This window comes from Azospirillum sp. SYSU D00513 (assembly GCF_017356015.1).
Lineage (GTDB): Bacteria > Pseudomonadota > Alphaproteobacteria > Azospirillales > Azospirillaceae > Azospirillum.
In genome coordinates, this window is sequence record NZ_JAFIQV010000024.1 from 1 (window position 1) to 22,018 (window position 22,018).

The following is a 22,018-nucleotide window of genomic DNA, read 5'->3' on the forward strand; positions in this document are numbered from 1 at the left end:
ACCGGGGGCTCGGTCGTGACGGGCGGTTCTGTCGTGACCGGAGGCTCCGTCGTGACGGGAGGCTCCGTGGTGACGGGCGGCTCTGTCGTCACCGGGGGCTCGGTCGTCGCGGGCGGTTCTGTCGTGACCGGAGGCTCCGTCGTGACGGGAGGCTCCGTCGTGACGGGCGGCTCTGTCGTGACAGGCGGCTCGGTCGTCGCGGGCGGTTCTGTCGTGACCGGAGGCTCCGTCGTGACGGGAGGCTCCGTCGTGACGGGCGGCTCTGTCGTGACAGGCGGCTCGGTCGTCACGGGCGGTTCTGTCGTGACCGGAGGTTCCGTCGTGACCGGAGGCTCGGTCGTAACCGGAGGTTCCGTGGTGACCGGGGGCTCCGTCGTGACCGGGGGCTCCGTCGTGACCGGAGGCTCGGTCGTGACGGGAGGTTCCGTGGTGACCGGGGGCTCCGTCGTGACGGGAGGCTCCGTCGTCACGGGCGGTTCCGTCGTGACCGGAGGTTCCGTCGTGACAGGCGGCTCCGTGGTGACCGGAGGTTCCGTCGTGACCGGAGGCTCCGTCGTGACGGGCGGCTCCGTCGTGACGGGAGGCTCCGTCGTCACGGGCGGTTCCGTCGTGACGGGAGGCTCCGTCGTCACGGGCGGTTCCGTCGTGACCGGAGGCTCCGTCGTGACCGGAGGCTCGGTCGTGACGGGAGGCTCCGTTGTCACCGGAGGCTCCGTCGTGACGGGAGGTTCCGTCGTCACCGGGGGCTCCGTCGTGACAGGCGGCTCGGTCGTCACGGGCGGTTCTGTCGTGACCGGAGGCTCCGTCGTGACGGGAGGCTCCGTTATCACCGGAGGCTCCGTCGTGACGGGAGGTTCCGTCGTCACCGGGGGCTCCGTCGTGACAGGCGGCTCCGTCGTGACGGGAGGCTCCGTCGTGACAGGCGGCTCGGTCGTCACGGGCGGTTCTGTCGTGACCGGAGGCTCCGTCGTGACCGGGGGCTCGGTCGTCGCGGGCGGTTCCGTCGTGACAGGCGGCTCGGTCGTCACGGGCGGTTCTGTCGTGACCGGAGGCTCCGTCGTGACGGGAGGCTCGGTCGTGACGGGAGGTTCCGTGGTGACCGGGGGCTCCGTCGTGACCGGAGGCTCGGTCGTGACGGGAGGCTCCGTGGTGACCGGGGGCTCCGTCGTGACCGGAGGCTCGGTCGTGACGGGAGGTTCGGTCGTCACGGGCGGTTCTGTCGTGACCGGCGGCTCGGTCGTCACGGGCGGTTCCGTCGTGACCGGAGGCTCCGTCGTGACGGGAGGTTCCGTTGTCACCGGAGGCTCCGTCGTGACGGGCGGCTCCGTCGTGACGGGAGGCTCCGTCGTCACGGGCGGTTCCGTCGTGACCGGAGGTTCCGTCGTGACAGGCGGCTCCGTGGTGACCGGAGGTTCCGTCGTGACCGGAGGCTCCGTGGTGACCGGAGGCTCCGTCGTCACCGGGGGCTCGGTCGTCGCGGGCGGTTCTGTCGTGACCGGAGGCTCCGTGGTGACCGGAGGTTCCGTCGTGACCGGAGGCTCTGTCGTGACGGGAGGTTCCGTCGTGACCGGGGGCTCGGTCGTGACGGGAGGCTCTGTCGTGACGGGAGGTTCCGTGGTGACGGGCGGCTCTGTCGTGACCGGGGGCTCGGTCGTCGCGGGCGGTTCTGTCGTGACCGGAGGCTCCGTCGTGACGGGAGGCTCCGTGGTGACCGGCGGCTCCGTCGTGACCGGAGGCTCGGTCGTGACGGGAGGTTCCGTGGTGACCGGGGGCTCCGTCGTGACCGGAGGCTCGGTCGTGACGGGAGGTTCCGTTGTCACCGGAGGCTCTGTCGTGACGGGAGGTTCCGTTGTCACCGGAGGCTCTGTCGTGACGGGCGGCTCCGTCGTGACCGGGGGCTCGGTCGTGACGGGAGGTTCCGTCGTGACAGGCGGTTCCGTCGTGACGGGAGGCTCCGTTGTGACCGGAGGCTCGGTCGTGACGGGAGGTTCCGTCGTGACCGGGGGCTCGGTCGTGACGGGAGGTTCCGTCGTGACCGGGGGCTCGGTCGTGACGGGAGGCTCTGTCGTGACAGGCGGCTCCGTGGTGACGGGCGGTTCTGTCGTGACCGGGGGCTCGGTCGTGACGGGCGGTTCTGTCGTGACCGGAGGCTCCGTCGTGACGGGAGGCTCCGTGGTGACGGGCGGCTCTGTCGTGACAGGCGGCTCGGTCGTCACGGGCGGTTCCGTCGTGACCGGCGGTTCCGTCGTGACCGGCGGTTCCGTCGTGACGGGAGGTTCCGTCGTGACAGGCGGCTCGGTCGTGACGGGAGGTTCCGTCGTGACAGGCGGTTCCGTCGTGACGGGAGGTTCCGTCGTGACCGGCGGCTCCGTCGTGACCGGAGGCTCGGTCGTGACGGGAGGTTCCGTGGTGACCGGGGGCTCCGTCGTGACCGGAGGCTCTGTCGTGACAGGCGGCTCCGTCGTGACCGGGGGCTCGGTCGTGACGGGAGGCTCCGTGGTGACCGGGGGCTCGGTCGTGACGGGAGGCTCCGTGGTGACGGGCGGCTCTGTCGTCACCGGAGGCTCCGTCGTGACGGGAGGCTCCGTGGTGACGGGCGGCTCTGTCGTGACAGGCGGCTCGGTCGTCACGGGCGGTTCCGTCGTGACCGGAGGCTCCGTCGTGACGGGAGGCTCCGTTGTCACCGGAGGCTCCGTCGTGACCGGGGGCTCGGTCGTCGCGGGCGGTTCTGTCGTGACCGGAGGCTCCGTCGTGACGGGAGGGTCCGTGGTGACCGGCGGCTCCGTCGTGACCGGAGGCTCGGTCGTGACGGGAGGTTCCGTGGTGACCGGCGGTTCCGTCGTGACCGGCGGCTCCAGCGCGGCCGAGGATGGGGAGGCGTCGGCCGCCGCCGCGGCGGACGGGTTGGTTTGGGTGTCCTCTTCGCCGGGGTTGCCGGTGCCGCCTCCGCCCAGGCTCGCGGGCTGCACGGGCGCGGGGGGCATGCTGGTCTGGTCCGCCGTTTCCGCGGTGGGTGGAATGTCGAGCTGTGCGTTGGCAAGGTCCGCCCGGAATCCGGCCGGGGGGATGTCGGTCGGCGGAACCGGATCCTGCCGTTCGCTGGTCAGGCCGTCGATGGTGCCGGGTTGGCGCGTGGCACTGAACGTGTCCGGCTCGACATCGAGCTGCGAGCCGCTGATGCCTTCCTCGCTCAGCGGCCGGAGGAGGTTGATGCTTCTGGTGCCTGTGTGAACGTTGACCAGATCGGACGAATCCGGCGAGGAGGACCGCTGGTCGGAATGTTCCAGCGGCAGCTCCTGCCGTTCGCCACGGGTCCGGCGGAGCGCGGTCAGGTCGTCGAAGATTTCGGCGTCGTTGGTGAAGGAGGGATCGTCCCCGCCCCCGGTCTGGTCCGTGGCCATCGCGACAACTGCTCCGCTTATACCCCTTTGGCACTAACCCTTTCTAACGGAGCGGCAAGACAAAGCCAAACGGGCCAAGAGTTACAAAAAGTGGCACGGGCGCAACGCACCCACTCCCGACCGGCGAATCAGCGTTCATGGAAGGAAGAGGACAGCGACACGGCGACGGGCTTCAGCAAATATTCGAGCAGCGACTTGTTGCCGGTCAGAATGTCCGCCTGCACGATCATGCCCGGCAGGATCGGGCGCTGGCCGGGGGCCGGCCCCAGATAGGGCTGCGACAGGGCGACGGCACCCTTGTAATAGGGCACACCGGCCGGATCGACGAAGGTCGTCGCCGAAACGCGCTGCAGAACGCCCGGCAGCGCGCCGTAACGCACGTAATCGTAGCTCGATATCTTCAGCTTGACCGGCTGGCCGACGCGGGTGTGGCCGACGTCGGAGGAGGAGATGCGCACCTCCGCGATCAGCTTTTCGTCCACCGGCACCACGCGCATGAGCAGGCCGCCCGGCTGCACGATCTCGCCCGGCGCGCGCACCTTCAGGTCCTGCACCAGGCCGGCGACCGGCGCGCGCACGTCCAGCCTGCGGACACGGTCCTCCAACCGGCTCAGCGCGTTGCGGACCTGCGCGATCTCCTGCGACACCGTGCCCATTTCCGCCAGCACGTCCTGGCGCTGCGACAGGCCCAGGTTGGCGCGGCGCCGCTCGACCTCGGCCAGCGCGTCCGACGAGCGGCGGATCTCCTCGCGCAGCCGTTCCACCTCGCCCTCGGCCGTCACCTTGGCGCGCTGGGTCTCGTAGAACACCTGCCGGCTCACCACGCCCATCGCGACGCCCTTCTCGCGCATGGCCAGTTCGGCCTTCGTGATGGTCAGATGCTGGAGCGCGATGTCGAGTTGGCCCTGAAGCTGCGTCCGTTCCCGGCGGCGCTGCTCGATCTGGCTTTCCACGATCTCGAGCGCGGTGCGCTGGGTCGCGACCTGGTTGGTCCAGATTTGCGTCTGGTCCAGGGACAGTTCCCGGTAGCCGCCGTCGACCTTCCCGAAATCCGGGCTGCGCCCCTCGGCCAGGGCCTTGAGCCGTTCCTCGCGCACCATCAGGCCGGCGAGACGCGCCTCCATCTGCGCCAGCTCGGACCGCGCCTGCATCGGGTCCATGCGCACCAGGACCTGGCCGGCAGCGACCAGCTCGCCCTCCTGCACCAGCACCTCGGACAGGACGCCGCCTTCCAGATGCTCGATCGGCTTCACGGCGCCGGCCGGCGCCACCTCGCCGGGGGCGAGGGCGACCTCGTCGATGCGCGTGAAATACGCCCACAGGATCGACAGCCCGACCAGTGCCACGGCCACGGCGATGGCCGCCCGGACGAAGCGGGGCATCGCCTCCTCCTCGAAGGCGATGGGCTCCATCAGGTGGCGCCGGCGCCGCACGCTGGTGGTGATCCGGGGGGACGGGCTGGAGGGCTCGAGGCTGGTCACGACACGGCACCCATGATCTTCGCTTCCATGTCCTTGAAGGGACCGATCTGGCGGACGTAGCCGCCTTCCATGAGGACCACCATGTCGGCCAGCCGCAGATGGCTCGGCCGATGGGTGACGAGCAGGATCGTCGACTGCCCGCGCAGGCGGCGGATGGCGTGCTGGAAGGCCAGGTCGGCGCGGGCGTCCAGGCCGTTGCCCGGTTCGTCCAGGATCAGCACGGGGGCGGGGCGGAGATAGGCGCGCGCCAGCACCAGCCTCTGCCGGAAGCCGAGCGGAAGCTGGTTCGCCTGGCCGTCGGTGATGCGCGTCGCCAGCCCGTTCGGCAGCGCCTCGATGTCGTCCAGCACGGCCGCCATGCGGCAGGCCCAGTGCAGCTCCTCGTCGCTCGCCAGCGGATGGGCCAGCCTGAGGTTCTGCGCGATGGTGCCGTAGAACAGGTCGCATTGCTGCGGCGCGTAGCTGATGGCGGAGCGGAGGTCGCTCGGGTCGATCTGCCGGATGTCGACGTTGTCGATGCGCACGCTGCCGGCCTGCGGCGTGTAGACGCCGGTCACGAGCTTGACCAGCGTGGACTTCCCGGCGCCGTTCGGGCCGGTGAAGGCGACGACGGAGCCCGCGGGGATGTTCAGGTTGACGCCGAGCAGCGCCGGATCGGCCTCGTTCGAATAGCGGAAGGACACGCGGGCGAAGGAGACGGCGCCCTTCAACTTGGCTTTCGGCCGGTTGCTGCCGGTGGTGTCGCGGTCGCCACGCAGCCGCATCAGGTTGTCGATCTGCCGGACGCTGCTGCGCACCCGCACCAGCGTGGAGAGCGACATGAAGGCGCTCTGCACCGGGGCGATCAGCCGCCAGACGACCAGCATGGTCGCGACCACGAGGCCCATGTTGGCGGAGCCCTGGAACACATGCAGCACGGACAGGGCGATGGCGCCCACGCCGGTCACGGCGCCGACCACCTGGGACAGGAGTGCGACGCGGCTGGAATATTGCTGGGAGAGCAGCTCCGCCTGCGCCGCCTTGCCGGAGAGCTGGCGGAAGCGCGCGAGCCAGTCCTCCTCGGCGCCGCTCGCCTTGATCGCGATCATTTTCGCCAGCGTGTCGGCCAGGAATTCCTGCTTCATCGTGTTGGCCCGCGCCGCCGCCGACACGCGGGTTCTCAGGCCCGGCTGGCTCAGCAGGGCGAGCAGCCCGTAGGCGACCACCATGAAGAGGACGACCAGGAGGAGCGAGGGGTTCAGGTAGGCCGCCATGGCGACATACACCAGCACCGCCGGAACCTCGTAGAGCAGCAGCGCCACGGGGCCGATGAACATCTCGCGCAAGGACTCGAAATCCTTGATGCGCGCCACCTGGGAGCCGACCGGCACCCGCTCGGTCGACCAGGCGGGCAGGGCGAGGATACGGCCGAAGATGGCGCTGCCGATGGCGAAGTCGCACCGCGCCCCGATGTAGGCGAGCAGCCGCGCGCGCAGCCAGCGGAACACGAACTCCACTCCCAGCGCCATGACCACGCCGGCCGCGAGCGCGGGGATCGCGCCGAAGTCGCCGGTCGGCAGGACCCGGTCGTACATCACCAGGACGAAGCCCGCGGAGGCGAGCGTCAGGACATTGACCGCCAGGGTGAGCAGCATGATGAGCCAGGCCAGCGGCTGGAAGCGCAGCAGGACCCTCCCGACCCAGCTCCTCTGGTCGGCGGCGTTCGCCGCCGACTCGGCCGGCTCCTTGCGGGTGAAGATGTGCGCCTCGCCGTGAAGCGACTCCTTGGGCAGCGGCCCGGTGGAGAGGGTCAGCGGATCGAAGGCGAGAAGCGCGCCCTGGTCCCGGCGCAGCAGCACGAAGGCCCGGCCGTCGCGGGCCAGGAAAAGGCAGGGCAGCTCGTGATCGGCGATCGACCGCGCCGAGGTCCGTCGGGTGCGGCTGGCGTGGTTCAGGTTCGCCATGACCTGCCGGAAATCCGTCAGGTCGAAATCGTTGGAGAAATGCGGAAGCGCCTCGGCCAGATGCCTGGGGTCGCCGCTCCATCCGGACGCGGTCAGCAGCGCCACCAGCGCCACCGACAGGTCGCTCGGCGTGGGGAAGCGGTTGAGCAGGCAACTCGTGAGTTCGGTGTCCTCCGGGGGGCGTTCGCCCGGCACCGGCAGGGTCATGATCTCGGCCGTGGGGGCGCCGCGCCCCAGCTGGCCGGCCTCGGACTCCGCCAGGGTTCCGTCCCTGATGATGAAGACGCGGTCGGCCAGGCGCAGCAGGCTCGGCCGGTGCGAGACGAGGACGAGGGTGAGGCTCCCCTTCAGGCCGGTCAGGAACTTGCGGAGCTGATCGTCTCCGGCCGAATCGATGGAGAGGTTCGCCTCGTCGAACAGGACGATGCGGGGGTCGTGGATTAGGGCGCGGACGATGGCGATGCGCTGCTTGATGCCGGCCGGCAGGGACTCCGACGCGCCGCTGCCGACGACCGTGTCGTAGCCGTCGCGCATCGTCGAGACCAGGGAGTCGAGCCCGACGGCGATGGAGATCTCCCGCGCCTTGGTCTCCAGATCCTGGTCGAACATCGTGATGTTGTCGAGAATGGTGCCGTCGAACAGCGTCGCCTGCTGCGGGATGTAGGCGATCTGCCGGCGAAGGCTCGGTCCGTGATGCTTCGCCAGGTCGTGGCCGTCGACATGCACCGTGCCCGCCGTCGGCAGGATCAGACCGCCGACCAGGGAGAGCAGGGAGGTCTTGCCGCAACCGCTCTCTCCGGTGATGGCGATGCATTCGCCGGGCTCCACGCGCAGGGCGATGCCCGACAGCAGGGGCTGCGCCGAACCGGGATGGTGCAGGGCCACACCCTCCAGCACGATCCCGCCGGTGACCGGCGGCAGAGGCGGAGCGTCGACGCGCGGGTCCGGCGGCGTTTCGAACAGCCGGCCGAGCTGTTCGCGGGCCACCGAGAAGGATTGGAAGCGGACCCAGGTGGACAGCGCGCCCTGGACCGGCTGAAGGCAGCGGCCGGCGAAGGACACGCAGGCGGCGAGCCCGCCCGGCGTCATGTCGCCGGTGATCACGGCGTAGCCGCCGCCCGCCACGACCAGCACGGTGGTGAGCTGCGAGAAGAGCGAGCCGAGATTCAGCGCGAAGATGGAATGCTGCATCTCCCGGAAGGCCGACTGCACGTTCGACTGCTGCAGCAGCTCGTAACGCCGCAGCATCATGCCTTCCAGCGCCATCGTCTTGATCGAATGGATGCCTTCCAGCGCGTCGGTGATGAAGCTGAAGCGGCGCTCGTCGTGGCGGCTGTGCGCGTTGATGCTCTCGCGCAGGAACCGGCCGTTCAGAAGGGCGACCAGGACGAACAGGACGAGAAGCACGACCGGAACCAGGACCAGCCAGCCGCCGACCGCCCAGATCAGCAGCAGGTAGACGGCGACGAAGGGCAGGTCGAACAGGCCCAGGATCGCCTGCCCGGAATAGAAGTCCCGCACCTGGCCGGTGCCGCGCAGCCGTTCCAGGTGGACCGACGCCCCGGCGCGGCTGAAATCCATGGTGCTGGCGTTCAGCAGCCGGCGCAGCGCCTCGCAGGACAGCAGATGCTCGAACCGGGCGCCGAGCCAGCCGGTGACGTAGGAGCGCAGCATCTTGACGGCCGTGTCGAGCGCGATGGACGCGAACAGGCCGAGGATCAGCAGCACCAGCGTCGAGGAGGAATGGTTCGGGATGATGCGGTCATAGATCTGCAGCAGCACCAGAGGCAGCGACAGGGACAGGATGTTGATCACCAGCGAGGCCGCTATCAGGTCGGGCAGCGCCTGGCGGAGCGAGGTGAAACGCCCGAACACCGCCGAGAAGTTCTTGCCGCGGCTATCCATGCCCTTATCCTTCCTGGCCGTCTTGGCCGGCCGGCGGCTGGGCAACGGCATCCGCCGGCCGGCCGGCGGCATCCGGAACCGTCCGGGGCGGGCGCAGCACGGTGCATTTGCGGTTGTCGGCGTGGAGGGTTTCGCAGAAGCGGACCGCCTCCGCCCGGTCGGGCAGGGCGACCCGGAGGTGGGTCAGCGTCCGCCCGTCACCCGGCTGCACCCGCGCCACGAAGAGCGGTTCGCGTCCGGCGAGCAGGGGGGGATAGCTTTCCTGAAGCCGGCTCCACAGCTCGCGGGCGCGTTCCTCGCTGCCGAAGGCGTCGATTTCCACGCGCACCCCGCCCGTTTCAGCGGAGGGGGCTGGCTGGCGCGAGGCGGAGGCGATCTCGGGCACCGCGGGGGGAGGCGGCGCGGAAGGGATGGCGGCGGTTTCGGCCTGAGTCTGTGTCTGTGTCTGGAGCTGGGTCTCGGTGTTGGCGGCGCGCTCCTGCGGCGGGGCGGCGCTCTCCGCCGTCTCCATGCCGCCGCCCAGGGCACGGGCCAGCGACACATAGGCTTCGAGCTGGCCGTAGCGGGCGATGACGGCGTCGTCCTCGCTTGCGTTCAGCGTGCGCTCGACCTCCAGCACCTGGAGGGCGTTCACCGTGCCCAGCTGCAAGGCCATCGTCATCAGCGAGAAGGCCTCCCGCGCGTGCGTCACGGCACGGCGCTGGGCCTCCAGCCGCTCGCGCGAGCGCCGGACGGCGACCAGCGCGTCCTCCACGTCGCGCAAGGCGGTCAGCACCGTCTCGCCGTAGGTTTCGGCAAGCTCCTGGAAGCGCGCCTCGCTGAAGGCGACCTCGCCCGCCGCGCGGCCGTTGTCGAACAGCTGGGCGCCGATGTTGGCGGCGATCAGGGCGAAAAGGCCGCCCGAGGACAGGGAGAGCAGCCCGATCTCGGCGCTGCTGACGCCCAGTTCGCCGGTCAGCGTGAAGCTCGGCAGCAGTCTCCCGCGCGCGGCGCCGATGCCGGCGTTGGCGCCGATCAGCGTGGCCTCGGCCCTGCGGATGTCGGGCCGGCGCAGGAGAAGGTCCGAGGGGAGGCCGGGCGACAGGGACGGAGCCCGCAGCCCTTCCAGCGTGGACCCCGTGACCGTGAGCCGCCCCGGCGCGCGCCCGACGAGCGTGGCCAGGAGATTGACCGCCTGGTCGCGTTCCTGGGCGAGAACCGGGATCGTCGCTTCGAGCTGGTGCAGCGAGGCGCGCTGCTGTGCCACGTCAAGCTTCGTCCCCTCACCGACCTCGTCGCGCTTCAGGACCGTGTCGAGGACCTGCCGCATGTTGGCGAGGTTCCCCTCGGCCACGCGCACCCGGTCGGCGGAGCGGAGGACCTGGAGATAGGCGCGCGTCACCTCGAAGGTCAGCGTCAGCGCGAGCGCCTCGCGGTCGTACAGGCTGGCCTGCAGGTTGGCCAGCGCCGCATCGGCCAGGGCGCGGTTCTTTCCCCAGAGGTCGAACTCATAGCTGGCGACCAAGCCCGCCTCGGCGTTCCGGTAGCTGCTTCGGTTGTTCGAGGAGGAGCGGCTGCCGGACTCCTCGCGTGCCTCCTGGGCGGTCACGCCGCCGGACAGGTCGAGCCGGGGGCCCTGCGCCGCGCCCTCGACCGCGGCCATGGCGCGGGATTGCGCGACGCGGTGGAGGGCCGCCCGCAGATCGCGGTTGTTCGTCAGGGCCTCCTCGACCAGCGCGTCGAGTTCCGGCGACCCGAGGCCGGTCCACCATTTGGAAGGGGGGGCGGGCAAGGTCGCCGCGGCTGGAACGTCCGCAGGCCGAGCGCCCTCGGCCGGGGTGCCCTCGGCCGGGGCATCCGCGTTCGCGTAGCGGAGGGGCATGTCCTGGACCGGGCGGACATAGTCGGGCGTCTGCGAACAGGCGCCGAGGCCGGCGGCCAGCGCCAGGGCCACCAACCGGTGCATGGGCGCCGTTCCTGCGATTCGTGCCTTCATGCTGCCTTCCCGCCGCTCCCGGGGCTCATCCGGGGAAGCGTGGCTTCCGGCGAAAAGGACCAGCCGGGCATCAGCACCTGCCGCAGCACGGTGCCGATCATGGGGTGGCTGAACGTCACCCGGCCTTCATCGGCGGACAAGGCGAGAACGCCGAGCCGCACCGCGCGCCGGATCTGGACCTGCAAGTCGTCCGGGGTGCCCGGCCACTGACCCGCCAGTTCGGCCAGGATCGCCTCTCCCTTCTGCGCGACCAGCCGCAGCATGGCCCGGTCGACACGCGTGCGGTCGACACGCGCCAGCACCAGGGCGGCGCAGCTCAACGGCAACTCGGCGGCCTCGGCGCCGGCGCGCCCGGCATGGCGCGCCAGCTCCAGGGCGAAGAGCGGCACGCCAGTGGCGAGTTCGACGATGGTCTGGACCCGTTCGGACGGCTGCGTCCGTCCAAGTTCCGTCAGCACCAGCTTGGCGATGGCGTCCGGCGTCAGGCGGCCGAGCTGGACCGCCGTGCTCGCGCAACCCTCCGTCAGAGGGGCCAGGCGGGACGGGCGGCCGCTCACCGCGAGCAGCAGCGGCATGCGGGGCGCGGCGGCCATCAGGCGGCGCAGCAGCGCGGCATCCCCTTCGCCGGCCTGGTCGGCGTCGTCGACGATGAGGCAAAGCGGCTGCCGCCGTGCCGCGACCGTGAGGGAGGCGGACAGATCCCCTTCGGTCCGGCGCCGGCGCATGCTGGCGTTCACCGTGTCGGCCAACGACCATGCCGCGTCGTCGCAGCGGTGATGAATGCAGCGGATGGCGCGCTCATCGCACAAGGCCTCCAGGTTCAGGCAAAGATTGGTCTTGCCCATCCCCACCTCGCCCCGGATGGCGAGGACGCCGCCGGATCCGGCGGCAAGGCCGATCAGGCCGGCGTCGAGACCTGCCAGGGCGTCCTGGCGCCCGATCAGCCGCGGAGGCTTTCCAGGCCGGCGCCTGCGGTCGCGCGGCCTGCCGTTCAGGTCGAACTCGGACCCGCGGCCGCCCAGCAACGGCGCATCGTGATCGCGCTCCGCGCATTCGATGAGCCAGCGCGCCCGTTCGCCGACGGACACCCGGTCCAGCGCCGCCCCCCGGCGCAGGCCGCGTGCCTCGCCGATGACCCGTCCGGCGACGCTTTCGCCCGTCCAGCCGCCATGGCGATGCATGCTGCCGATGACGAACCCGGCCGAGAGACCCGCCCGCAGCCGCAGGCCGTCCTTGGCGACCGCGCGCGCGACGGCAACCGCCTTGAGCACGTCATCCTCGCCGACGCAGTGCAGCCCGAAGATGACGTCCAGGCCTCCATCCGGCGGCACCACCAGAACGGCGTCGAGGCCGGCCACCGCCGCGCTCACCGCGCCTTGCAGGGCATGGTCCGGCAGCCCGGCCGAGCCGGGGGAGTCCGTCTCAAGGCTGAGGACCACCACGGGCCGCAGTTCGATGGACACGTCGAGCGGTGCCGAAAGGGCGTCCCCGCTCAGGGCTCCGCCATCCGTGGCCAGGCCGAAGCCGCGCGACACGGCCATGGCCCGGTTCGTGACGTTCAGCTTTTTGAAAAGGGCGACGACGTGCTGCTTGACCGTCCCGATCCCGATGCCGAGCTGGTACGCGATCTCCTTGTTCGCCTTGCCGGCCTTCAACAGGGCGAGAATTTCCAGCTGCCGGCGCGTAAACCGCGCCGAACCGGCGTCACAGCCATTCTCGTCCGACGCATGGGCGGATCGCACCGATTCTCCGCTCCGCTCCCTGATCATTGCAGCTGCTGCGTCTCGTCGACCATGACGGTGCGGATCTTATCCATCGCGCTTTGCAGCGGGCGGGACAAATTCTGGTGTTCGGCAGTCATCGCGGCCGAAGCGCCAGTATTGCCGTTCCCCGGCACGCGGGGCAAGACGCCGGCCGTCCGGCGTGGCAGAAGCATCTTGAGGAATGTGTCCAGTGCAGTCATGGCAGCGTTTCTTTCTGGCGTCGGCGTCATCGAAGCCCGGTTGGCGGGCCAACTCACCGCTTCCACCCGTTCCCTCGGCTATTGGTCCCGCCGGGTTTCGAGACCCGCGTCCTCGGCGGCTTTCAGCAGGTTCAACGCTTCGGGCGAGACCCACCACTTGTTGCGCCGCCGCTCCCTGCTCATGGTTTCGATGACCTTGTCGATCAGATGCGCCTCCGCGGCCTCGAACGCGCCTTGCCGGCGCAACGCCCCTTCCACCACGCTGACGAGCGCGACATCCAGGGCCGTGATCTCGACCGGCAAGCCCAGCAGTTCGGAGAGTTCGAGGAGGCGGCTCAACAAGGGCAGGCTCTCCGCCGAACCGGTCACCGCCGCCTGCCGGAACAGAGCGGCGACATGCCGGCCTTCTTCGGCGCGCCAGGGCGGGCCCGAGGACACGAGGCCCCGCTGTCCCAGCTGGTGCCTGAAGTCGTTGACGAACTGCACGCGCTCGATCAGCGGTTCCAGCGTGCTGTAGGTCGTCAGCGTCAGCAGCCGGCGCGACAGCACCGCCAGGCAATCCTCGTGCAGCGTGTTGATCAGCCGGCGCAGGGCATGATGGACCAAGCCATGCTCACGGTCGGTGGCGGCCAGTTCCAACCCGTGAATGAGGTCGTACCAGGCGAGGAACTCCTGGAAACGCGCCGCCGGGTGATCGCCTGCCTCCCTGGAGAGCGCGAGCGTGGCGGACGGGCCATCGAGAAAGGCTTTGTTCAGGGCGTCGTCCAGAGCGTCCGCGGCGAACAGCAGCCGTTCGAAGATGGCTTCCTTCACCTGCGGCAGAGGGAAGGCACGGTAAAGCCGCCGCGCCGATGCGGGGTCGTTCCGGCGGTGCAGCCCCGCCATCGCGAAATACGCCGCTCCCACGGTTCCACAATCGCCACGCTGCACCATGTCGCGCGCCGGACGCACGGGGTCGCCGTGGTGAATGGCCTGCACGGGACAGTCCTGCCAGGCCGGGGCCGCTTCCAGGAGGATCTGGAACATCTCCAGGTCGGAGCGCGACATGCCCGAGCGCTGCCGGATGCCGTGCTGCTTGAGAAGCTGCGCGCGGGCGTTGGTCGCCTCCGACAGGGCTTGAGCCGCTTCGGCCTGGTTCGCGCGCAGCCTGGCGAGAACGGCGAGGCTGCGCACCCGCAGCTCTTCCGCCCAGATCCGGGCTTCGGCGGAAGCAAAAATCTCGTTGAGAGGATGGTTCCTGGCGAGTTCGGCGACTCTGTCCTGAACACGCCGGACCTCGGGCTCCATGCGGTTCGAAAGGGTAAGCCACCACGCGCCGGCATCGGCGAGATGCACGCAATGGGACCAGCGGACCCCGTTCTTGAAGACGCCGTCGTCACGAACGATCACGGCGTCGAACCAGCCGGTCCAGAGACGCCTTGCGTGCTCCGAGCGGCGGCCGTTGAGCATCTGAACGAGCAGTTGCGCGACAGGCTCGCTCATCTCCTCAAGGGAGCCGTCGCGAATCATCCTGTAGAGGCTGAACTTCTGGCCGTGATCCAGCGGAGCCAGAAGATCCGAAACACGCCTCAGGCTTCCATCGGTAATACTTGGCGCGCTGGATGATTTGGCTGCCGGGTCCGCGAGGGAAATGTTGCGGCTCTGAGTGTCTTTACGCGTCGGGCTCTTCAACATGCTGGCTTCCCTCCGCGAATGATTTGCCCCTACAGCGATTTTGTCCAGGCTGCTCCTCGATCACATTAAGCCAGAAACGACCACCGGATAACACCTTCGATATACAACAAGTTGTGACAAATGCAACGTTTTGCGGCGTCACAGGTCGTTGCTTCCTAAGCCCGGTCCCTGGATCTGGGTACGCGAACGGGACTTGGGAGGGATGGGTGCTGTGTTCCCCGGGGTGGTGTCCGAGAACGGGGGACGCCGGAGCCCTGCGCACAGTGGTTTGGTGCTCTTTTGCTGGAGCAGAATGGCGGGTGGGAACTGTCCAGGCGTTATATGACCATAGAAAGGCTGGCAGAGCCGCGCCAACCTCAAGATGTTGATCCGTTGTACATCGCCGCGGAACAGCCGGCCACGTGAACACGCCGGAGCACAAGAACCCTTTCAGACGCCGCCTCCCGGGACACGATCGTCATAACGCGTGCGGCCAAGACCGGATCCGGCATCCTTGGCCGGATCCCCTTCCAGGAAAGCAACGGGCATGCCTGTCTCCCCCCGCTACACCCCCGATCCGCGCCATCCGGAGCTTGGGGACGGCTTCTTCGATCCGGTCCGCCCGGCGGACTTCCCGGCCCACATCCTGCGCCTCCGCAACCGGCGCTGGGCGGAACGGCTGGGGCTCGACACACTGACGGCGGAGGAATGGATCGCCCATTTCGCCCGGTTCGAGCCCTTGCCCGGCAACCTGCCGCAGCCGCTGGCCCTGCGCTATCATGGCCACCAGTTCATGCAGTACAACCCCGACCTCGGCGACGGGCGGGGATTCCTCTTTGCCCAGCTCCGCGACCCGGAGGACGGGCGGCTGCTGGATTTCGGCACCAAGGGCAGCGGACGGACGCCCTGGTCGCGCGGCGGCGACGGGCGGCTGACCCTGAAGGGCGGGGTGCGCGAGGTGCTGGCGACCTCGATGCTGGAGGCGCTGGGCGTCTACACCTCCAAGAGCTTCAGCCTGGTCGAGACGGGGGAGGCGCTGCACCGCGGCGACGAACCCTCGCCGACCCGGTCGTCGGTGCTGGTGCGGCTCAGCCATTCGCACATCCGCATCGGCTCCTTCCAGCGACACGCCTTCAACGAGGACGCGGAGCGGCTCCAGCGCCTGACCGACTACACGATCCTCACCTACATGCCCCAGGCCTGGAACGACGATCCGGCCGCCCGCGCCGCGGCGCTGCTGCGTGAGGCCTGCGTCAACGTCGCCCGCATGGGGGCGAGCTGGTACGCGGCGGGCTTCGTCCATGGGGTGCTCAACACCGACAACATCACAGTGACGGGGGAGAGCTTCGACTACGGCCCCTACCGCTTCCTGCCGGTGTTCGACCCGCGTTTCACCGCCGCCTATTTCGACCGCAACGGGCTCTACGCCTTCGGCCGTCAGCCGACGGTGCTGCACTGGAACCTGGAACGGCTGGCCGAATGCCTGAGCTTCCTGTGCGAGGAGGCGCCGCTGGTCGCGGCGATGGACGCCTTCGCCCCGGCCTTCGAGACGGCCATGCGGTCGGAGGTCCTGCGGCGGCTGGGCCTGGCCTCAAACGGGCACGAGGCGGACGGGGAGCTGATCCGGGAGGTCTACCGGTTCCTGGGCGCCAGCCGCGCCGGCTACGAGCGCTTCTTCTTCGACTGGCGCGGCGGCCTCGCCGGGGAATGGCGGGCGGAGTCGAGTCCGGAAGCGGCCAAATACGCCGGGCCGGATTTCGCGCCCCTGCGCGCGGTGCTGGAGGGCTACGCACCGTCCGAGGACGCCAACCTCGGCCATCCCTATTTCGCCGGGGAGCCCTGCACCCTGCTGATCGACGAGATCGAGCGCATCTGGGCGCCCATCGCGGAAAAGGACGACTGGTCCCTGTTCGAGGCCAAGCTCGACACCATCCGGGTGATGGGCGAGGCCTACGGGACCCTGCCGGCCACCTGAGCGTCCCTCCTGGCCAAGGGCATACACCCTTCGCGCCGGGGGCCGTGCCATGCCCGATCCCGCGCAACGCTGTTAGTCCTGGCGGCGAGGTTGCCGGGAACGAGAGCGGAACGGGGGCGGAAGACGATGCCGGTGCGATTGAACGAAGCGGTGGTGGTGATCACCGGGGCATCCAGCGGGATCGGGCGGGCGACGGCCCACGCCTTCGCGCGGCGGGGCGCGCGCGTCGTCGTGGCGGCCCGCCGGCCGGAGCTGCTGGACGAGGCCGTGCGGGAGTGCGAGGGCCTCGACGCGGAGGCGCTGGCCGTGCCCACCGACGTGACCGATCCCTTCGCCGTTGAGCGGCTGGCCGATGCGGCGGAGGAGCGCTTCGGGCGCATCGACGTCTGGGTGAACAACGCCGGCGTCACCGCCATGGGCCGCTTCGAGGAGGTGCCGCCGGAGGTCTTCCGGCAGGTGATCGAAACCAACTTCTTCGGCTACGTGCATGGCGCCCGCACCGCGCTGCTCCGCTTCCGCGCGCGCAAGGCCGGCTTGCTCATCAACAACGCCTCCATGAACGCCTATGTCGCCGAACCCTTCGCCAGCGCCTATGTCGCCAGCAAGTTCGCGATCCGCGGCCTGTCCGACTCCTTGAGGGAGGAATGGATGGACGAGCCCGGCATCCGGATCTGCACCGTGCTGCCGGGCGTCATCGACACGCCGCTGTTCCAGCACGCTGCCAACTACGAGGGCCGGCCGGTCAAGGCGATGGCGCCCGTCTATCCGGCCGAGCGCGTCGCCGAGACCATCGTGCGGCTGGCCGAGCGGCCGCGGCGGGAGGCGTTCGTGGGCAACAGCGGGCGCATGCTGACCCTCCAGCGGCGCCTCGCCCCGGCCATGACGGAACGGATGATGGCGCGCATGGTGGACCGCCAGCATTTCCGGCAGAACGAGCGGGCGGTGGTGACACGCGGCAACCTGTTCGAACCCGTGGGCGCGGAGGATGGAGTGACGGGCGGCTGGCGGGCGCCCGCGCGTCAACGGCACCCGCTGGCCTGGGGCCTCGGTGCGCTGGCGCTCGGCCTCGGGGTGGCGGCGCTGGCCGCCCGGTCGGGGCGGGGACCGTTCGCAGGGTACGGAGAGGCGCCGCGTGACCGCTTCCCCGGCCGTTACATCCGCCCAGCCGATCCGGAAGCTCTGCGCGATTCAGTCCGGCGGCCTCGGGAAGAGGTGGACGAGCCGTTCGAAGGATCTTTCCCGGCGAGCGATCCGCCTGCCTACCAACCGAGCCGCGTTTGACGGGAATGGGGCCAGGGAGGAGCCGGCGATGAGAGAGAGACAAGAGCCCGTCGGCGCCGCCGCCCGGCAGGGGCGGCTGACCGCGAGCCCGTCACAGGATGCGGGCGCCAAGCCTGAGGCGCCGCCCAGCATCCGGAACCTGGATGTGAACGGCACGCGCGCCGCCCTCCTTTCCGTTCCGCCGGGCTACGCGCCGGACCGGCCGGCGCCGCTGCTCGTGCTGCTGCACGGGGCGGGCGGCGACGCGCAGCAGGCCATCGGCTGGCTCAATGAGTTGGCCGACGCGGCCGGGCTGATCCTGCTGGCGCCGCAATCGGACGGACCGACCTGGGACGTCATCATGGGCGGCTACGGCACCGACGTGCAGCGGATCGACACGGCGCTGGCGGAGACCTTCCGGGACTTCGCCATCGACCCCACGCGCGTCGCCATCGGCGGATTCTCCGACGGGGCCTCCTACGCCCTGTCGCTCGGCCTCATCAACGGCGCGCTGTTCCGGAGCGTCGTGGCCTTCTCGCCGGGGTTCGCGGTGCCGACCCGGACCGAGGACCACCCGCGCTTCTTCGTCTCGCACGGCGTTGCGGACAGGGTCCTGCCCATCGACCCGTGCAGCCGCACCCTCGTGCCGAAGCTCCAGTCCGCCGGCTTCGACGTGCTCTACCGGGAGTTCGAAGGCGGACACACCATCCCGGCCCCGATTGCGAGGGAAGCGATGGACTGGATGCTGCGCGGTAACGGCTGAACCATTCGCACCCCCGACAATCGGACGCCCTGAAAATCAGCAACCAAAAAGGGCGCAGCCATGCGTTTATGCTACGCTGCATTGTGGGTTTTGCGTTTCTGGTATCGCGTATACCAGATTATGTTCTCTCCAACGAACGACGGACACACGCTGGAGAGACATCATGGCCTATCTCACTTCTTCGCATCTCGACACGGACGGCACCTCCTCGGGCCTGCTGAAGACGATCAGCGACTTCGTGAGCGCCTGGATGGAAGCCTCGGCTGCCTACAGCGCCTACAGCGCGCTCTCCACCAAGAGCAACGCCCAGCTCGCCGCCCGCGGCCTGCGCCGCCAGGACATCGCCCGTTCCGCCATGGACCTGCCGGCTCTGATCCGCGAGTAAGCCAAACCGACTGCCACCCCGCTCCGGCGGGCTGAAAACGGGCCGCGACCAGTGCGCGGCCCGTTTCCGTTTGTCCGTTCTCCTTTGTCCGTTTTCGTTCATCCGCTCTGGGCAAAAGAAAAGGCGCTCCCAGGGGAGCGCCCGAAGTCTGACGGGAAAACTGAAAAGCCGGATCGGCAGCCCGGTGGTGCCGCCTGGATCAAGCGGCGATGGCGGCCGGTTCGGCCAGGGCCAGATAGCCGCCGCGCTGCTCGATCAGGTCGGCCAACATGTCCGACAGGCTGTCGCGGGCAAAGGGGTTCGCCGTTTCCGAGAGCTTGCGCTGCACGACCCCAATGAACTCATCCAGGACGCTCAGGTGAAGATTGGCGGAACGGGCGACTTCACCAGAGAAAGAGAGCACCTGCATGATGTTTTCACTCCGTGTTGGATCGTGTTCGGTGAGGCTATTAGGCGGCTTGGCCGGTTAACGAGGTGTTAAGCGCTCCTTTCGCGCCGTAAGAACTTGCTGATTACCTCTTTCATGGAGGGGGTGACCGAATTCGTCGGAAGGCTCGCCCGGTCAGGCCAACCCTCCTTGAGATCCTGGCGCTGCCGTCAGTGGGCTTCGCTGCCGATGCCCGCATCGGCGATCTGGGGAATCTCGAAAGCCGGGGAGGCCACGATCACTTCGCGGGTGGAAAAGCCGAGCTTGCCGCGGGCGTTGTTCAGATAATCCTGCGCCTGCACCGTCTTGCCCTGGCCCATCAGCGCGGCGGCAACGTTCAGCGACGGCGTGACCGCCTCACGGATCTCACGGCTGGCACCGGACAAGGCGCTCCTGGCCTCGGCCAGCCGAGCATCGAAGCCGGCATCCCCGAGGGACGGGGCAGCGACGACCGGCAAGGCGATCCTGGCCGAAGAGGTGGAGAGGCCCAGCACGTTGCGGGCGAAGGACAACTGGTCCTGTGCCTGATCCTGGTAGCCCCGGGCGTGGAGCGAGCGGGCGGCGTTCAGGGCCGGAATGGCGGCTTCGCGGAGGTCACGGCCGGCGACCTGACCGGCGGTCTGCGCTTCGGAGAGTTGCGAGGCGAAGTCGGCAGCGAAGCTGGTGCCCGACAACAAGGTGAAGGCGGACAGGGCGGCGGCGGCGATGGTGGTGCGGATGGTCATCAAGGGGCTCCAGAAGGATTGCGTCTCCCGTGGGACTCGGGTGGCGGCCGGCAGCGTGCCGGCGGAAAGGGAAAATGCTGTTGCTTGATCCAGGAAGAGGGCCGGGACCCGCCATGGAGGTGCAGGTCCCTCGCCTTCACGGTCGGGGCGATCAGTGCGCTTCGGCGCGCAGGCCGACGATGCCGTTGTCGCTCGCCTGGACCGCCGCGGCCTGCGGAGCGGCGACCACCGGAGTGGCGGCGATGGCCGAGCCGGAGAGGCCGAGCTTGGCACGGGCATAGGTCAGGTAATCCTGCGCCTGACCCTGGGCGCCCCAGGCGCTGAGGGACTGGGCGGCGTTTAGGGCCGGCGTCACCGCCTCGCGGGTTTCGCGGTCGACCTGCTGGCTGGCGACCTGCGCATCCTTCAGCTGAGCGCCGAAGTCGGCGGCGAAGCTGGTGCCCGACAGCAGGGCGACGGTGGACAGGGCAGCGGCGGCGATCGTGGTGCGGATGGTCATGGAAGGTCTCCTTGAAGGGTGCGCCCCCTTGGCGATACGGCGGGGGCTGAGGGGGTGGCCGGTGTCGTTCCGGCCGTGAGAGAAAGCTACGAGTTCCCCGGTGCGGGATAAACTCTCAATATTGAAGCAGACTGTTCAGGAATTCAGAACAGTTGAGCGGGAGCCTGCGAGGGAAGCGGCGGGCCCCCGCCGCTTGCGCGCCGGGCGGTCAGTGCGCTTCGGGGCGCAGGCCGGTGATGCCGTTGTCCTGCGTGGCCTGGGCTGCGGCGCCGGAGGCGACGACCGGCTGGGCGGCCTGGGCCTGGGTGACCGGCAGGCCCAGCTTGCCGCGGGCGAAGTTCAGGTACTGCTGCGCGCTCGCCTGATTGCCGGACCGGGCGTAGCCCGCAGCCGCGCTCAGGTGGATGGCGGCGACCTCGCGGGTCTCGCGGGCCGCATCGGCGGCCTCGGCCTTGGCCTCGTTCAGCTGCGCGCCGAAGTCGGCGGCGAAGCCGGTGCCCGACAGCAGGGCGACGGTGGACAGGGCGGCGGCGGCGATGGCGTTGCGGATGGTCATGGTAAATCTCCTGTTCGGCCTCTCGGGGCCTTGGGTTGTTTGCCGTCGCCCTCATGGCGCCGGCTGGTCCGTTCTGCTGTTCGGTGGCGACCGTCGATCGCCGTGAAGGAAACATATGCTGCGATTTCATCGCGTGCGATATGAAAGTGTGCGTCTCGCCCGACTGGCTGCCATGCAGATTTATCGGTGCCGATTTCATCGCAAGCGATGTATTTGGCCGGCTTTCTGACGGGGAGGCACATCCCGGCGCAGGCGCAGCACCAGGGCAACAGCCGCTCCGCCTGCCGCCTCTCTATTTCAGTCGGTTTGCTTCCGGTGGGATTAAGACCGATTGGAATGGATGAATTTCCAGCGCACTCCGTTCGTCCTGGCATAGGCGCTACAAGAGTGTGCGTAAGCCATGACGACGAAAATCGCGACTGTGTTCCTCATCGACGCAAACCGGCTCTTCCGGGAGGGTCTGCGTCGGCTTCTGAACGGCACCGCCTTCGAGGTCTCGGGCGAGAGCGGAAGCCTGCGGGAAGGGGCTGCAGCCCTCCGGCCCTCGGAGCTTCCCCCGGATCTCCTGCTGATCGACCTCACCGGGGCCGGTACGGACGAGTTCGTGGAACTGCGCGCCCTTCGCGCCCGCATCCCCGGCGCGCGCCTTGTGATCCTCGACGACCAGCTCTCCACCCAACGCTTGTCCGAGGCGCTGGGCGCCGGGGCGGACGGCTATCTGCTGAAGGATATCGCGCCCGAGGCCCTGGTCCAGTCCCTGCGGCTGGTGATGACGGGCGAGACGGTGTTCCCGACCCATCTGGCGGATCTGTTGGTCAAGGGCGGGATCGGCAGGTTGAGCATCGTCGAGCCGGCGAGCCGAGGCCATTTGTCCTGGCACGAGACGGACATCCTGCGCTGCCTCGCCAGCGGCTACTCAAACCGCATGATCGCCACCGACCTGAACATGGCCGAGGCCGAGGTGAAGGCGGCGCTGAGGTCCCTGCTGCGCAAGCTCAAAATCACCAACCGCACCCAGGCGGCGGTCTGGGCGATGAACAACGGCATCGGCGCCTGGCCGGCGGCCAAGCGGGCGGGTAGCCTCACGGCAGCATGACCGGGGGCAGC

At 69.3% G+C, this 22,018-nt stretch carries 16 protein-coding genes; 6 read left to right on the forward strand and 10 right to left on the reverse strand.

The features are described from left to right. Window positions 1-3,231, forward strand: a 3,231-nt coding sequence (locus JUB11_RS17940; RefSeq protein WP_207459951.1) for a hypothetical protein, incomplete at its 5' end; no start/stop codon positions are given. A gap of 298 nt (window positions 3,232-3,529) precedes the next feature. Here the strand turns inward: JUB11_RS17940 and JUB11_RS17945 are convergent. The 6 genes from JUB11_RS17945 to JUB11_RS17970 form a co-directional block, all read right to left on the reverse strand. Next, the gene (locus JUB11_RS17945) at window positions 3,530-4,882 is read right to left on the reverse strand and encodes an HlyD family type I secretion periplasmic adaptor subunit (protein WP_207459952.1); all 1,353 of its coding nucleotides are present in this window, start codon (window positions 4,880-4,882) and stop codon (window positions 3,530-3,532) included. Beyond that, on the reverse strand, window positions 4,879-8,730 hold the full coding sequence (locus JUB11_RS17950; RefSeq protein WP_207459953.1) for an ATP-binding cassette domain-containing protein: 3,852 nt from the start codon (window positions 8,728-8,730) through the stop codon (window positions 4,879-4,881). The genes JUB11_RS17945 and JUB11_RS17950 overlap by 4 nt, the downstream gene beginning before the upstream one ends. A 4-nt stretch (window positions 8,731-8,734) precedes the next feature. Next, a complete protein-coding gene (locus tag JUB11_RS17955) occupies window positions 8,735-10,675 on the reverse strand; it encodes an efflux transporter outer membrane subunit (protein ID WP_207459954.1) in 1,941 nt (646 codons plus the stop codon). 26 nt (window positions 10,676-10,701) lie between these two features. Further along, entirely contained in the window at window positions 10,702-12,447 is a 1,746-nt protein-coding gene (locus JUB11_RS32825; protein WP_348771460.1) for a LuxR C-terminal-related transcriptional regulator, read from the reverse strand. Between the two features lie 23 nt (window positions 12,448-12,470). Next, complete coding sequence (locus JUB11_RS17965; protein ID WP_207459955.1) at window positions 12,471-12,668, reverse strand: hypothetical protein; 198 nt, start codon at window positions 12,666-12,668, stop codon at window positions 12,471-12,473. 78 nt (window positions 12,669-12,746) lie between these two features. Continuing rightward, entirely contained in the window at window positions 12,747-14,342 is a 1,596-nt protein-coding gene (locus JUB11_RS17970; RefSeq protein WP_207459956.1) for a hypothetical protein, read from the reverse strand. Between the two features lie 526 nt (window positions 14,343-14,868). On the opposite strand from JUB11_RS17970, the gene JUB11_RS17975 reads away from it, so the two are divergent. The 4 genes from JUB11_RS17975 (at window position 14,869) to JUB11_RS17990 (ending at window position 18,704) form a co-directional block, all read left to right on the forward strand. Next, window positions 14,869-16,296, forward strand: a complete 1,428-nt coding sequence (locus JUB11_RS17975) for a protein adenylyltransferase SelO (protein WP_207459957.1) — start codon at window positions 14,869-14,871, stop codon at window positions 16,294-16,296. A gap of 132 nt (window positions 16,297-16,428) precedes the next feature. After that, window positions 16,429-17,577 carry an SDR family oxidoreductase gene (locus JUB11_RS17980; RefSeq protein ID WP_207459958.1) on the forward strand — a complete coding sequence of 383 codons (1,149 nt, stop codon included), beginning with the start codon at window positions 16,429-16,431 and terminating at the stop codon, window positions 17,575-17,577. A gap of 28 nt (window positions 17,578-17,605) precedes the next feature. Further along, entirely contained in the window at window positions 17,606-18,319 is a 714-nt protein-coding gene (locus JUB11_RS17985) for a hypothetical protein (RefSeq protein ID WP_207459959.1), read from the forward strand. 163 nt (window positions 18,320-18,482) lie between these two features. Then, on the forward strand, window positions 18,483-18,704 hold the full coding sequence (locus tag JUB11_RS17990) for a hypothetical protein (RefSeq protein ID WP_207459960.1): 222 nt from the start codon (window positions 18,483-18,485) through the stop codon (window positions 18,702-18,704). Between the two features lie 199 nt (window positions 18,705-18,903). Here the strand turns inward: JUB11_RS17990 and JUB11_RS17995 are convergent, their stop codons facing one another. The 4 genes from JUB11_RS17995 to JUB11_RS18010 all read right to left on the reverse strand — a co-directional run bounded on the left by JUB11_RS17995 (window position 18,904) and on the right by JUB11_RS18010 (window position 20,911). Further along, window positions 18,904-19,113: a hypothetical protein gene (locus tag JUB11_RS17995; protein WP_207459961.1), complete on the reverse strand. Its 210-nt coding sequence runs from the start codon at window positions 19,111-19,113 to the stop codon at window positions 18,904-18,906. A gap of 188 nt (window positions 19,114-19,301) precedes the next feature. Further along, complete coding sequence (locus JUB11_RS18000) at window positions 19,302-19,856, reverse strand: hypothetical protein (RefSeq protein ID WP_207459962.1); 555 nt, start codon at window positions 19,854-19,856, stop codon at window positions 19,302-19,304. A 151-nt stretch (window positions 19,857-20,007) separates the two neighbouring features. Then, the gene (locus tag JUB11_RS18005; protein WP_207459963.1) at window positions 20,008-20,355 is read right to left on the reverse strand and encodes a hypothetical protein; all 348 of its coding nucleotides are present in this window, start codon (window positions 20,353-20,355) and stop codon (window positions 20,008-20,010) included. 208 nt (window positions 20,356-20,563) lie between these two features. Then, window positions 20,564-20,911, reverse strand: coding sequence for a hypothetical protein (locus tag JUB11_RS18010; protein ID WP_207459964.1), 348 nt, complete (start codon window positions 20,909-20,911; stop codon window positions 20,564-20,566). Window positions 20,912-21,311: 400 nt separating this feature from the next. Here JUB11_RS18010 and JUB11_RS18015 point away from each other — a divergent pair, with 400 nt between their 5' ends. After that, window positions 21,312-22,007, forward strand: coding sequence for a response regulator transcription factor (locus JUB11_RS18015; RefSeq protein WP_207459965.1), 696 nt, complete (start codon window positions 21,312-21,314; stop codon window positions 22,005-22,007). Window positions 22,008-22,018 lie beyond the last annotated feature (11 nt).

Excerpts from the sequence above, each read along its gene's own strand:
- JUB11_RS17950 (WP_207459953.1), bottom strand. The coding sequence starts at position 8,730 with ATGGATAGCCGCGGCAAGAACTTCTCGGCGGTGTTCGGGCGTTTCACC.
- JUB11_RS17955 (WP_207459954.1), bottom strand. The coding sequence starts at position 10,675 with ATGCACCGGTTGGTGGCCCTGGCGCTGGCCGCCGGCCTCGGCGCCTGT.
- JUB11_RS17965 (WP_207459955.1), bottom strand. The coding sequence starts at position 12,668 with ATGACTGCACTGGACACATTCCTCAAGATGCTTCTGCCACGCCGGACG.
- JUB11_RS17970 (WP_207459956.1), bottom strand. The coding sequence starts at position 14,342 with ATGTTGAAGAGCCCGACGCGTAAAGACACTCAGAGCCGCAACATTTCC.
- JUB11_RS17975 (WP_207459957.1), top strand. The coding sequence starts at position 14,869 with ATGCCTGTCTCCCCCCGCTACACCCCCGATCCGCGCCATCCGGAGCTT.
- JUB11_RS17985 (WP_207459959.1), top strand. The coding sequence starts at position 17,606 with ATGAGAGAGAGACAAGAGCCCGTCGGCGCCGCCGCCCGGCAGGGGCGG.
- JUB11_RS17990 (WP_207459960.1), top strand. The coding sequence starts at position 18,483 with ATGGCCTATCTCACTTCTTCGCATCTCGACACGGACGGCACCTCCTCG.
- JUB11_RS17995 (WP_207459961.1), bottom strand. The coding sequence starts at position 19,113 with ATGCAGGTGCTCTCTTTCTCTGGTGAAGTCGCCCGTTCCGCCAATCTT.
- JUB11_RS18000 (WP_207459962.1), bottom strand. The coding sequence starts at position 19,856 with ATGACCATCCGCACCACCATCGCCGCCGCCGCCCTGTCCGCCTTCACC.
- JUB11_RS18005 (WP_207459963.1), bottom strand. The coding sequence starts at position 20,355 with ATGACCATCCGCACCACGATCGCCGCCGCTGCCCTGTCCACCGTCGCC.
- JUB11_RS18010 (WP_207459964.1), bottom strand. The coding sequence starts at position 20,911 with ATGACCATCCGCAACGCCATCGCCGCCGCCGCCCTGTCCACCGTCGCC.
- JUB11_RS18015 (WP_207459965.1), top strand. The coding sequence starts at position 21,312 with ATGACGACGAAAATCGCGACTGTGTTCCTCATCGACGCAAACCGGCTC.